The sequence below is a fragment of the Flavobacterium sp. HSC-32F16 genome (genome assembly GCF_024171645.1).
Lineage (GTDB): Bacteria > Bacteroidota > Bacteroidia > Flavobacteriales > Flavobacteriaceae > Flavobacterium.
On record NZ_JALKAC010000004.1, the window covers coordinates 382210 to 395394 of the forward strand.

Here is a 13185-nt window from a genome sequence, read left to right on the forward strand (position 1 = left end):
ATTAAAAAAGGCTGTTCAGTTGAACAGCCTTTTCCGTTTGGTTATATTATTTTGATTTAATTATGATCGTAGATTTTAGCATAAAGATCTTTGTAGATTTCTTTAATGATTTTACGTTTTAATTTTAGAGTAGGAGTAAGTTGTCCGCCGTCAATAGACCAAACATCCGGAGTTAATTCAAAGCGTTTTATTTTTTCCCAGTTTCCAAATTTTTCATTGATGCTTTCTACTTCTTCATCAATACGTTTTACAACCTGTTCGTTTTTAATTATTTCTTCATTTGTACTGCCAAGAGCAATTTTATGAATTTTAGCCCATTCTTTTACAAATTCAAAATTAGGCTGAATAAAAGCACCAGGCATTTTTTCGCCATCACCAATAACCATGATCTGCTCAATAAAACGAGATTGTTTCATGGCATTTTCAATCAATTGAGGAGCGACATATTTACCTCCGGATGTTTTAAACATTTCTTTTTTACGGTCGGTGATTTTTAAGAAACCTTCGTTGTCGATTTCTCCAATATCTCCAGTGTGGAAATAGCCATTTTGCAAAGCTTCAGCAGTTTTTTCAGGATCTTTAAAATAACCTAACATTACGTTTGGTCCTTTACAAAGAATTTCTCCGTCTTCGGCAATTTTAACTTCCACATTTTGGATTGGTTTTCCAACCGTTCCAATTTTGAAACCTCTGTTTCTCTGGTCGTTAACGGCAATAACCGGTGACGTTTCAGATAAGCCGTAACCTTCCATAACCGGAATTTCTGCGGCTGCAAAAACCCTTGATAAACGAGGCTGTAAAGCAGCACTGCCGGAAACCATTAAATCTAAATTTCCTCCCAAACCTTCTTTCCATTTACTGAAAATTAGTTTGCGGGCAATTTTTAACTGAAATTCATACCAAAAGCCATTTGCTCCGTAGGGTTCATATCGTAAACCTAAATCAATAGCCCAGAAAAACAGCTTTTTCTTGATGCCTGTTAATTCAGATCCTTTTGCGTAGATTTTATCGTAAACTTTTTCTAAAAGTCTTGGAACAGCGGTAATCACTGTTGGTCGTACTTCTTTTAAATTATCGCTGATTTTTTCAATTGATTCTCCAAAATAAACCGAAACACCATAATATTGATAGATATACAAAATCATTCTTTCAAAAATATGGCAGATTGGCAAGAAGCTCAAAGCAGTGCTTTTTCCTGCATCAAACGGGATTCGTGGAGCACTGTCTAAAACATTAGAAACAATGTTTTTATGAGAAAGCATAACTCCTTTTGGTCTTCCTGTAGTTCCGGAAGTATAAATAATAGTGGCTAAATCATCTGTGTGAATACTGTCTTTTCTGGCTTCAACTTCACTTTGGTTGCTTTCGTCTTCGCCTAAAATCAATAAATCAGTCCAATGTTTACAATTATTGATTTCATCAAATGAATATACTTCTTTTAAACTCGGTACATTTGCTTTGATAAGATTTACTTTTTCAAGTACTTCTACATCCGACACAAAACAGTAAATACTGCCGCTATGGTTTAATATATATTCGTAATCTTCTTCAGAAATGGTTGGATAAATAGGAACGTTTTGCGCACCGGTCTGCTGGATACCAATATCCATAACATTCCATTCAGTACGATTATTTGAAGTAATTACGGCAATTTTGTCATCTTTTTGAACGCCCATGCGCAATAATGCTCTCGAAACGGCATTAGCTTTTGCAATATATTCCTGGCTGGATGTTTTTTCCCATACTCCATTTTTTTTGGTTGCAAGAGCAACGGGAAGGTTATAAGTTTCTTGTTGATAATAGGGAAAATCAAAAAGTCGTGTGATTGAAACCATGTTTAATATATTGAATTTTACTGCAAATTAAATAAAAATTAGGTATGATTTTTTATTTTATGAAATTTTATGGGAAAATTTATAGAGACTATTAAAAATCAACGAAAACGTTTTCTTTTTAGTCGTAAAATTTCCAAAAAACCAAGAAAAATTTAATTTGAAGCCGCCTTTTGAAGTCTATTGAACGTTATAGTCTTCATAAGCTTTTACTCTTTCGCCCATTAGGAACATTTTTTTCTTGGCAAAATGAATAGAGAATTGAGAGTAGTACCACTCGTTGCTGTCATTTGGTCTGTACCAAAATGTATAGGATTTACTATTGAAACCTTCTTTAAAAATTGCAACACCTTCTTCGTTACATTCGATTCCCCAATTGATTTTTTTCTTACTTAAATCGTCAGCCTGAATTGATCCTGTTCCATCTGGGTTTAATACCGTAATAGGCTCTTTTAAACCAATTGGAGCATACGTTCCCGGAATTGGAAATCCAATTGTTGTGGTAATATAGCGTTCTTTATTATTGTGGGTAATTTGGTTTACTTCAACTTGTGAATATGATTTTACAGCAATAAAGAAAAAGGCAGCAATAAGTACATGTACAGATTTCATTCTATGTGGATTTAAGTGTTTTTGGCGTTTAAGGAAAAATCAGCGGCAGATTTTTTCAGGGCTAATATAGTTTAAATTTTGATTTAAAAAGCACGATTTAGTAAAACTAATAAATACCGTGTTTTTCCCCTGTTAAAAACGGTAATTTACCTTGATAATGTAATTAAGTCCTTCCATAATTTTACTCCAATCAAATGCGAAAGCCGAAAAGCAAAAGAGTAGGCACAAATCAAATCATGAAAACTATGGAAACTGCTTTATTTTTAGCAATGGGCTGGTGCGGAACCAAATACCCAGGCTGGTGGAGACGTTTTTGGAAAAATCCGCCTCCTCCTCCAGATCCGGAACCTTGGTGGACTATTACATTAATCGGAATTGGGCTTGTGGCTGGAGCTGCAGGCGGATTACTGTTTAGTAATGCCATCATGGATAATCAATTTTTTGCAGGTCAAAATGCAGTTGCTTCAGGGCTCTTTGCTTTTGGTGCTTCAAATGTGGTAACAGGTATTGCTTCTACCTTTAGAAATTAAAAAAAAATGCTTCGACTTAGGGATAGCGTCGGAGCATTTTTTTTATAATGAAGATTATATTTTACAAATATATATTAGCCGCTAATTCGTGTAATTCGTGGCTATAAAAAAAAGCGCCCGAATTTATCGGGCGCTTTTAATAAAAATATATTTCTTAGTTTTTCTCAATCCATTTTCTGGCGTTAACAAAAGCTTCGTGCCAAGGTGAAACCTCGTCATTTCTGTCTTTTGGATAATGCGCCCAGTTCCATTGGAAAGTCGAACGCTCAATGTGAGGCATCATAACCAAATGTCTTCCTGTTTTATCACACATCATTGCCGTGTTGTAATCAGAACCATTCGGGTTTGCTGGATAACCTTCGTAAGCATATTTAGAAACAATGTTGTAGTTTTCTTCAGCAAGAGGTAATTTGAATTTTCCTTCTCCGTGAGAAACCCAAACTCCTAAAGTACTTCCAGCCAATGTCGATAACATCACCGAATTGTTTTCCTGAACTTTTACAGAAGTAAAGATACTTTCGTGTTTCTGGCTTTCGTTATGAAGCATTTTTCCGTGAACTTCATGTTCCGGATTAATCACTTCTAATTCCATAAATAATTGGCAACCGTTACAGATTCCAACAGATAAAGTATCTTCTCTTTTGAAGAAATTATCCAAAGCTGTTTTTGCTTTTTCGTTGTATAAAAATGCTCCGGCCCAGCCTTTAGCAGAACCTAAAACGTCAGAGTTAGAGAATCCTCCAACGGCACCAATAAACTGAATATCTTCAAGGGTTTCACGACCAGAAATTAAATCCGTCATGTGAACGTCTTTTACGTCAAATCCGGCCAAGTACATAGCATTTGCCATTTCACGCTCAGAATTACTTCCTTTTTCACGAATAATAGCCGCTTTTGGTCTTGGTTTAGAATTGTCAATTTCTGGTTTTTTTCCTGTAAAATGTGCAGGGAAAGTATAATTTAAAACCTGATTTTTATAGTTTTCAAAACGTGCCTGAGCTCTTCCGTTTTTAGATTGTTTTTGATCTAATAAATAAGAAGTTTCAAACCAAACATCTCTGTAAGCTGGAATATCCAATTTGTAATCTCCAATCTCTAAAGTTGAAGTTTCCTGAACAGAACCAATTTTGAAGAATTCGATATTGTTTGCTTTTAATTTAGCTTCTACAGCTGAATCAGATTTTGCCTGGAAAACGATTCCGATGTTTTCAGCGAAAAGGATTTTTAATAAGTCTTTTTCCGCGAAAGCGCTGAAATCAATTTTAGCTCCAAGATTTACATCAGCAAAACACAATTCTAATAAAGTAGTGATTAAACCACCGCTTCCGATATCGTGACCCGCTAAAATTTGGCTTTCGCCGATTAATTCCTGAATCGTATTAAATGCATTTTTGAAGAAAGAAGCATCTTTTATAGTAGAAGTTTCGTTTCCAATTGTGTTTCTAATTTGTGCAAAAGAAGAACCTCCAAGTTTGAAATCATCCTGAGACAAATTGATATAATAGATAGAATCTCCGTTTTTCTGTAAAACCGGTTCCACTACTTTTCTAATATCTGTACAGTTTCCTCCAGCCGAAATAATAACCGTTCCCGGCGCGATTACTTCGTCGTTTGGATATTTTTGTTTCATCGAAAGTGAATCTTTTCCTGTCGGAATATTGATTCCCAATTCGATTGCAAATTCTGAACAGCCTTCAACTGCAGCGTACAAACGAGCGTCTTCACCTTCGTTTTTACAAGCCCACATCCAGTTTGCCGATAATGAAATACCTTTTAAACCCTCTTTAATTGGCGCCCAAACAATGTTTGATAACGATTCTGCAATAGCATTTCTGCTTCCCGCAACCGGATCAATCAAAGCAGCAATAGGAGCGTGTCCAATAGAAGTCGCGATTCCTTCTTTCCCTAAATAATCCAGAGCCATAACCCCAACATTATTTAAAGGCAATTGTAACGGACCTGCATTTTGTTGTTTCGCCACTTTTCCACCCACACAACGGTCCACTTTATTAGTCAACCAGTCTTTTGAAGCAACAGCTTCTAAGCGTAAAACGTCTTTTAAATAACTTTCGAAGTCATTTGCTGAATACGAAACAGCAGCATATTTTCTGTCGATAGTTTTATCTGTCATAACCGTTTTAGGAGAACTTCCGAAGAAATCTTCTAAAGCATAATCCATCGGTTTTGAACCATTTGAATGTGATTGAAAAGTAAAACGGTGATCGCCCGTTACATCTCCAACCTGATACATTGGCGAACGCTCTCTGTCGGCAATTCTTTGTAACGTATCAATATCTTTTTGACCAATAACCAATCCCATTCTTTCTTGAGATTCGTTACCAATAATTTCTTTTGCAGAAAGCGTAGGATCTCCAACAGGTAATTTATCTAAATCGATTAAACCACCCGTTTCTTCCACCAATTCCGAAAGACAGTTTAAGTGTCCTCCAGCTCCGTGATCGTGAATAGAAACAATTGGGTTATTATCGCTTTCTACTAAACCACGAATTGCGTTAGCAGCACGTTTTTGCATTTCAGGGTTTGAACGCTGAATGGCATTTAACTCGATTCCTGAACCAAAAGCTCCAGTATCTGCAGAAGAAACCGCAGCACCACCCATACCAATTCTATAATTTTCTCCCCCTAAGATTACGATTTTATCGCCTTCTTGTGGTTTCTTTTTAATTGATTGATCCAGTTTTCCGTATCCAATTCCACCCGCTTGCATGATTACTTTATCGTAACCAATTTTACGGTCGTTTTCTGAATGTTCGAAAGTTAAAACAGAACCTGTAATTAACGGCTGACCAAATTTATTTCCAAAATCAGAAGCTCCGTTTGAAGCTTTGATCAAAATATCCATTGGCGTTTGGTACAACCATTTTCTTTCTTCAAGAGCGTTTTCCCATTTTCTGTCGTCGTTTAAACGAGAATATGAAGTCATGTAAACCGCAGTTCCTGCTAACGGCAAAGAACCTTGTCCACCCGCTAAACGGTCACGAATTTCTCCTCCAGAACCTGTTGCAGCTCCGTTGAAAGGCTCAACTGTTGTTGGGAAATTGTGTGTTTCTGCTTTTAATGAGATAACAGAATCGAATTCTTTTATTTCGTAAAAATCTGGTTTGTCGGCAGATTTTGGTGCAAATTGCTGCACTTTTGGTCCTTTTACAAAAGCAACGTTGTCTTTGTAAGCAGAAACTATATCGTTAGGATTTTCCTGAGATGTTTTTTTGATTAATTTGAAAAGAGAAGTTTCTTTTTCTTCACCGTCGATAACAAAAGTTCCGTTGAAAATTTTGTGACGGCAGTGCTCTGAGTTTGCCTGAGAGAAAGCGAAAATTTCAGAATCAGTTAATTTTCTTCCTAGTTTTGCTGAAAGATTATTTAAATATTCAACTTCTTCTTCGCTTAAAGCCAAACCTTCTACTTTATTGTAAGTGGCAATATCATCAATTTCCAGAATTGGTTCCGGCTGAATGTTGATAGTGAAAATTTCCTGATCTAATTCATTGAATTTTTGGAAAAGCATCGGATCAAAATCAGCGAAATCTTCCGTTGCCGGATGAAATTCTTCAATTCTGATAATGCCCGGAACACCCATGTTTTGAGTGATTTCTACAGCATTTGTACTCCAAGGTGTGATCATAGTGGCGCGGGGACCAACAAAAAAACCCGTCAATGCGGATTTTTCGATCTTATTCGAGTCGGCAAAAAGCCAGTTTAATTTTGAAATGTCTTGAGCTGAAATTTCGTTTTGCGTTTGTACGGCAAAAACAGTTTTGCTTTGGTTTTCAAAGAAATGGATCATTGTGATGTGTAGTTTGTTGTATTGAGCTGCAAATTTAGTTTAAATAAATAGTAAGCGCAAATTTGATAACAAACTCTTTTGAAAAAGATGGGTATTTTTTCACCATCTGTAGAGGCGTACAGGAGTGCGTCTTCTCGTATGTAAGGTTTTCTCGCAAAAAAAAAAAGTATTTAATCTCGTAATTCCGATAACTATCGGCAGTTAAGACGCAAGGTTTAATTTCACGCAGATTTGGCAGATTGAGCAGATTTGTTTTTTTTAGAGGATTTAAAAATCTGTGTCAATTAATTTTTAATTTCTTTGATCTGTTATATCTGCCAAATCTGCGTGAAAAATTATTATTTAATTACTATCTTTTTAATGACAGTTTTTGAATCGTTTGTTATTTTCAGCATATAAATACCGCTTGAAAGATGGTTTACCGAAATAACAGCATCTGTTGTATTTCGCTTTTCGAAAACTTTTTGACCCGAAAAAGAAAGGATTTCTATTGAATACGCATCATCTGAATTGTCTAAGACAACATTAAAAACTCCATTTGAAGGATTTGGAAAAACCACAATTTCATCAGAAAGTTCCACAACTTCTTCTTCGGTTGGTTTAGCCATTTTGCTTGCTAAATTGTTACAGGTATCTTGAGAGTACGAATCCCATTGTGCACTTAAGTTGAAAGTGGTGCTTGGAGAAGTTACGGTCGATTTTCTTCTTAAAGTAACATCAACAGCAAAGTTAGCAGTTCCGCCATTAAAAGTTCCGATGATGTCAATTAGAACTCCGTTTTTGAATAGACCTACGGCGTCATTTCCGTTAAAAGTCAATTCAGTAGCTGTTGTTGAAATATTGGCTGAACTTGGAGAAAAACAGCTTGAAGAAATAGAACTGTTTACAATTACAAATTTGCTTCCGGTTGATAATGTTCCCGTTAAAGTTAAACCGGTACTCCATGAACCTGCTCCATTAGTTTGTTTTTTAATGGTATAAGCTGATAAACTAATGGAACTTCCGGTATTGTTGGCAATTTCAAGTGCTTTGTTATTTCCTGAACCTTCAATGTATTCAGAGAAAAGTAAATCGGTTGCTGTTCCTGTTCCGCTGCTGTCAGTTGTTACTGAAATTGTATTACTTGAAGTGGAAGTATTTCCAGCTGCATCTTTTGCTTTTACATAAATGGAATAAGCAGTTGAAGCTGTTAGACCTGTAATTGCAGCCGAAACTCCCGAAACTGTTGTTTTGAAAACGTTGTTAGCATATATATCATAACCTGTAACGCCTACATTGTCTGTAGAGGCATTCCACGAAAGTGAAATTGAAGTCGAAGTTTTTGAAGTTGATGCTAAACTTGTTGGCGCAGTTGGAGCCTGTGTATCTGTAGAAGATGTTCCGCCCCAAATTTGATTTACATATTCCGGATGATCGATAAACGGATTTCTATTGTTTTGACGAGCGTAGATTGCATTATTTCTTGCAATTTCCCTTGCACTTACAGGATCTTGGGTATGCCACGCCAAAAGAAGGTTTAAGAAAGCAGTTGTAAAAACTTTATTGCTCGAACCGTCAAACATAGGGTAAGAATATCCGGAAACGGTATTTTCATATCGTGTTGCAAAATAAAAATACATTCTGGCAATATCGCCTTTAAAAGCATTGATAGGTTCAAAAACAGTTCCTGAATAGCCAGATACAGCGCTGGATCCTAGTTTACTGCCGTTTTGTGAAGTATAAGTTGCTGAATTTACAGTTCCGTGCGGATAATTAGAACGTATTCCATTTACTTTTCCATCTGTTGGTGTAATAAAATGGGCATCGGCAACCATTGGCGACTGCTCATTAAAAACAGATTGTGGAATAATATGTTCCCGATTGTAGCAATCACCTTCAGCAGAATAATTCCCGCATCTTTGAGTCGTACCGGTTGTATAGGTGTATGGATCTGTTCCTGATGGGTTTTCAGAATACATATCCAGTATTGTTCCGTCATTTTCATAAAAATTATCAACGTCAGAAGTTAGATACGTAGTGTATAAACCCGCATAGCCATTATTAGTATGGCCTTTAATGATATTATACAATTGTGTTTTTAAGGTGTAACCCGTTCCGGCTGCAGTACTGTAATAACCAGAAGGGATTTGTGCAAAACCAATAGAAACAAAAAGTAATAACAGTAAAAAGTAGTTTTTTTTCATAGTCAATAGTTGAAGATTTGGTTGTGATTGCTATTTTAAAAATCTGATTTGTAGAATTTTAAAAATGAATTGTAACAAATCTACTACTTTTATGAATACGCTGCGTTAAGCAATGTTTAATTTTGGATATATTTTCTTACGAGCTGTTTTTATTGCCCAGAAAGTGCTAAAACGTGAAGTTTTTATCTTGTTTCAGAGATTTTTTTTATGGCTTTTTTATATTCTTTTTCATATTTGGCACTGCCGTCGTCAATTATTTCAATGTTAAAATCATGTACTTTATAGTTTTTAATTTTATAAAAGGCGGCCCAATTCGTGCCGGAAACTACATGACTTTCAATAATTTTATATTTTGAATTGTAAGTTGGATTTTTTATCTTTTCAAAGCCCTTCACTTTTGTGAAATTATTGGTTTTGGAATTGTATAAGTACAAATTGTATGTCCAGTTACTTCTTACATCAGAAATATTCTGAATCAAAATATCTTTTATATTATCGTTGTTATAATCTTCGAATTCAATTTTTTGAACTTTGCTAAAAATCGAATCTTTTACTAAAACTGAAATTTTATTTTTAAGTTTTTGAGTAATGATCAAAAGGCAGTTTTTTTCACTATCATAACCCTCTCTATCATCGTCAAAATTTATAAGTTTCAAGGTAATTCCTTTGTTTTTATAAATAGAATCACACTTCACTAGAGTTATTTTTTGAGCAAATGTATAAATACAGCTTAGGAGACAAATAATGGTTATTTTCATTATATGAAGTATTACTTTTTTAAACTTTGCGTCTTAGCGCCTTCGTTACAAAAAAAAAACTACTTAGGAAAATCGTTACTCTGGTAAGCGCCCAAATCGGGTGGTGAAGTTCTTGTGATTCCTAAAATATCCAATGGAATTGTATAGACCTGATTCCCTTTCGCGAAAGCGGCAGAAGTTTTATCGATGTTCAATTGATTTTTAGAAGCATTATAATACTTTGGATTTTCATTTAAAATGATATTGTTATAATGTTCCGTATCGGTTTTAAATTGATAATCAGGATTTGTTGTTGTACCGAATTTCAGCAGACAATTATTTAGCTGATACACAAATGGAGCATTCATGTTTTTTTCTAAATTGAATTCATTGGTGCTTGAACCGTATATGATACAATTGTTGAAAGTCGCATTTGTAAGTGGATTAGTTTCTGGAACTGCGCCGGATAAGCGATTACTTAAATTAACAGCAAAATGAGAGCTGTTAGGCCAATTGTTATTAAAAGTACAATGTGTAAAATTATAATTTCCGCCATAAACACAGGATAGACTGGCTATTCCGGTATAATTTATTACAATGTTTTCGCCAATAATATGTGCATTTTGAGCTAAAATTCCGTATTCGACACAATTGTAAATCTGGGTGTTTTTGATTTCAACGGTATTAAAAGGATTTTTAAAATCTAAACCAATAACGGCATTTTTTAATGTTAAATGATTTATAGAATGATTGCCGCTTCCGTTAGAAAAAATAACAGAGTTCCATTGTCCGGGAATATTAGAATACAGAGATTCTAAACGATCACCTTCAAAAATAACTTCGTTTTCGAGTTTTTCTGTTGCAGAGACTGTTCCGTTAATTTGAAGAGAAGCTTTGTTGCCGACATATAAACCAGAATTAGCATGAAAATGAACTCGCGCTCCTGCTTGAAATGTTACGGTTTTATTTTCAGGTACTCCGGCATAACCGTAAATAACATATGGTTTTTGATTGGTAAAAATCAATTCATTTCCGTTTTCAGGATCATTTTCGTTAAGGTAAAATCCGTCAGTTTCTTTGCCTTCAATCTGGATTTTTTCCTTTGTTCCGTCAGCATTTTGTTTTGGAAATAAAAAAACGGCATCCTGAATTAAAGTTACCAAAGCCACTTGCTGAAGATTTGCACCGCTGTCGAACTGAATTTCATCGGTATATAAAAAATCGGTTGGGTCGGCATCAGTAATATCAGCAGTTGTTTCTATAAAAATATACAAACTGTCTTTTGCTAAAAGGGTAACATCTTTAAAAATTTTTCCATTGTTGCCGTTCATTCCGTCAACCGTCATTCGGTATTTAGAACTCAGACCTTTTTTAAGCTGTACAGTCGGAATTGAAATGTCGTTTTTACTTCGGTTATAAACTTTAAGCTGATATGTGCTTGAACCAATATTTTTAAAAATAGTATCTAAAAAAATGGTATCTCTCGAAAACTTTAAATCTCCGGAACTGGCAACAGTATCAAAATCAGTTCGGCAAGAACTAAAAGCTAGAAGTATTCCAAAAATGAAAAGTATAAAGTATTGACGCATTTAAATGGTTTTTTTAGCCACAGATTAAAAGGATTAAAAAGATTTTTTTCGCCACGAGTTTCACAAATTTTCACCAATTAAATTGAATTAAAACTCGCGTGAATTTTTGAAATTCGCAGCTTTATAATTTTTAAATCCTTTTAATCTGTGTAATCTGTGGCAAAAAACTTTCCAGCCAAAGATTGTTTTTGTAAAAATAGCAAAAAACTGACAAGTTTATAAATGATTTTTAATTTTAGAATCCGAATTTTCGATTTGTGTCTTATCTTTCTTTAATTTTACGATTTTAAAGTTTATTTTAATGAATTATACAAAAGAGCAGATTTTGGCGCATTGTAATGAGTTTTCTAAAAACACATTAATGGAAACGCTGAAAATTGAATATATCGACGCTGGAGAAGATTTTTTAACTGCAAAAATGCCTGTAAATCCAAGTGTTCATCAGCCAATGGGATTGTTACACGGAGGAGCTTCTGTAGCTTTGGCAGAAAGTGTAGGAAGTGCAGCTTCTTTCTTTTTTATCAATCCAAAAGAACAGGAAGTCAGAGGAATTGAAATCTCGGCAAATCATTTAAAAAGTATTCGTGAAGGTTATGTTTTTGGTACAGCCAGAATTATTCACAAAGGCAGAAGTCTTCATCTTTGGGAAATCAAAATTACGGATGAAGCCGGAAATTTGATTTCTCTTTGTAAACTGACGAATATGGTTTTAGAAAGAAAGAAAAGTGAATAAATTATGAATCCATTTTTCTTAAAATTTAAAAATCATAAAGAACAAAATTTACCATTTGTACTTTATTCCAAACCCAATTCAGAAAATCTTATTGGCTTTTTACAGCAAAATGATACCTTACACGAAGTTTCAGATTATACGGAAAGAGGATTTGTTTTTGCTTCTTTTGATGAAAAACAGCTGATTTTAATTCCAGAAAATGAATCGGAAATTGTGAGTGCTGTTAAAGAAACTACAACATTTCAATCTGTCGAAATTGACGATTTAAATTTAGATCCTGATGCTAAAAAGCAATATGAAAACTTAGTTGAAAAAGGGGTTGAGGCTATTAAAAAGGAAGAATTTAAAAAAGTAGTTTTATCAAGAAGCGAAAAAGTTGATTTAGCTGAATTTGATTTTGTTGAGATCTTTCAGCATTTGGTTCAAATCTATCCAGCCACTTTTTGCTATTGTTTTTTTCATCCTAAAGTTGGACTTTGGATGGGAGCAACACCGGAAAAACTGCTGAAAGCTAATGGAAATGTTTTTGAAACCATGGCTTTAGCGGGAACGCAAAAAGATAATTCGGAAATTGTATGGCAGCAAAAAGAAAAAGACGAACAGCAGTTCGTAACCGACTTTATTGTAAAAAGACTCAGAGAGTTTACGGCTTCGGTAGTAGTTTCTGAACCTTATAGTTTAAAAGCCGGGTCTATCTGGCATATTAAAACTGATATTTCGGGAGTTTTAAAGGACAATTCGACTTTAGAAGAAGTTATCGATACGCTTCATCCAACGCCCGCTGTATGTGGTCTTCCTAAGAAAAAAGCAAAAGCATTTATTATTGAAAATGAAAACTACGACAGGACTTTTTACACCGGATTTCTGGGTGAATTAAACAGCAGTTTTGCAGGAAATACGGTAAGTTCTGATTTATTCGTAAATTTACGAAGCATGCAGATTCAGAATAAAACGGCAATTTTATACATGGGATGCGGGATAACTAAAGAAAGTATTCCTGAAAAGGAGTGGGAGGAAAGCGTAAATAAATCAATGACGATGAAAAGGGTTTTGAAGATAGAGGAAAGAAGATAGAGGAAAGAAGATAGAGGAAAGAAGATAGAGGAAAGAAGATAGAGGAAAGAAGATAGAGGAAAGAAGATAGAGGAAAGAAGATAGAGG

9 protein-coding genes are annotated in these 13185 nt (G+C 34.8%); 3 read left to right on the forward strand and 6 right to left on the reverse strand.

The features are described from left to right. Positions 1 to 56: 56 nt before the first annotated feature. The gene (locus tag L1276_RS15025) at positions 57 to 1835 is read right to left on the reverse strand and encodes a long-chain fatty acid--CoA ligase (RefSeq protein ID WP_253789138.1); all 1779 of its coding nucleotides are present in this window, start codon (positions 1833 to 1835) and stop codon (positions 57 to 59) included. 177 nt (positions 1836 to 2012) lie between these two features. Next, positions 2013 to 2444, reverse strand: coding sequence for a hypothetical protein (locus tag L1276_RS15030; protein ID WP_253789140.1), 432 nt, complete (start codon positions 2442 to 2444; stop codon positions 2013 to 2015). Positions 2445 to 2680: 236 nt separating this feature from the next. Between L1276_RS15030 and L1276_RS15035 the strand changes: the two genes are divergently transcribed. Beyond that, entirely contained in the window at positions 2681 to 2974 is a 294-nt protein-coding gene (locus L1276_RS15035; RefSeq protein WP_253789141.1) for a hypothetical protein, read from the forward strand. Between the two features lie 154 nt (positions 2975 to 3128). Here L1276_RS15035 and purL read toward each other — a convergent pair whose 3' ends face one another. The 4 genes from purL to L1276_RS15055 all read right to left on the reverse strand — a co-directional run bounded on the left by purL (position 3129) and on the right by L1276_RS15055 (position 11291). Beyond that, the gene (gene purL, locus L1276_RS15040) at positions 3129 to 6782 is read right to left on the reverse strand and encodes a phosphoribosylformylglycinamidine synthase (RefSeq protein WP_253789143.1); all 3654 of its coding nucleotides are present in this window, start codon (positions 6780 to 6782) and stop codon (positions 3129 to 3131) included. Between the two features lie 338 nt (positions 6783 to 7120). Then, on the reverse strand, positions 7121 to 8965 hold the full coding sequence (locus tag L1276_RS15045) for an endonuclease (protein WP_253789146.1): 1845 nt from the start codon (positions 8963 to 8965) through the stop codon (positions 7121 to 7123). Between the two features lie 182 nt (positions 8966 to 9147). Next, a complete protein-coding gene (locus L1276_RS15050) occupies positions 9148 to 9660 on the reverse strand; it encodes a hypothetical protein (RefSeq protein ID WP_253789147.1) in 513 nt (170 codons plus the stop codon). Positions 9661 to 9782: 122 nt separating this feature from the next. Beyond that, entirely contained in the window at positions 9783 to 11291 is a 1509-nt protein-coding gene (locus L1276_RS15055) for a hypothetical protein (protein ID WP_253789150.1), read from the reverse strand. Between the two features lie 301 nt (positions 11292 to 11592). Here L1276_RS15055 and L1276_RS15060 point away from each other — a divergent pair, with 301 nt between their 5' ends. Beyond that, positions 11593 to 12024 (forward strand): PaaI family thioesterase, encoded by a 432-nt coding sequence (locus L1276_RS15060; RefSeq protein WP_253789152.1) that lies wholly within the window; start codon positions 11593 to 11595, stop codon positions 12022 to 12024. A gap of 3 nt (positions 12025 to 12027) precedes the next feature. Continuing rightward, the gene (locus tag L1276_RS15065; protein WP_253789154.1) at positions 12028 to 13098 is read left to right on the forward strand and encodes a chorismate-binding protein; all 1071 of its coding nucleotides are present in this window, start codon (positions 12028 to 12030) and stop codon (positions 13096 to 13098) included. The last annotated feature ends 87 nt before the right edge of the window (positions 13099 to 13185 follow it).

What these genes read in the sequence shown, in the direction of transcription:
- L1276_RS15025 (WP_253789138.1), bottom strand. Translation starts at nt 1,835, where the DNA reads ATGGTTTCAATCACACGACTTTTTGATTTTCCCTATTATCAACAAGAA.
- L1276_RS15030 (WP_253789140.1), bottom strand. Translation starts at nt 2,444, where the DNA reads ATGAAATCTGTACATGTACTTATTGCTGCCTTTTTCTTTATTGCTGTA.
- L1276_RS15035 (WP_253789141.1), top strand. Translation starts at nt 2,681, where the DNA reads ATGAAAACTATGGAAACTGCTTTATTTTTAGCAATGGGCTGGTGCGGA.
- purL (WP_253789143.1), bottom strand. Translation starts at nt 6,782, where the DNA reads ATGATCCATTTCTTTGAAAACCAAAGCAAAACTGTTTTTGCCGTACAA.
- L1276_RS15045 (WP_253789146.1), bottom strand. Translation starts at nt 8,965, where the DNA reads ATGAAAAAAAACTACTTTTTACTGTTATTACTTTTTGTTTCTATTGGT.
- L1276_RS15055 (WP_253789150.1), bottom strand. Translation starts at nt 11,291, where the DNA reads ATGCGTCAATACTTTATACTTTTCATTTTTGGAATACTTCTAGCTTTT.
- L1276_RS15060 (WP_253789152.1), top strand. Translation starts at nt 11,593, where the DNA reads ATGAATTATACAAAAGAGCAGATTTTGGCGCATTGTAATGAGTTTTCT.
- L1276_RS15065 (WP_253789154.1), top strand. Translation starts at nt 12,028, where the DNA reads ATGAATCCATTTTTCTTAAAATTTAAAAATCATAAAGAACAAAATTTA.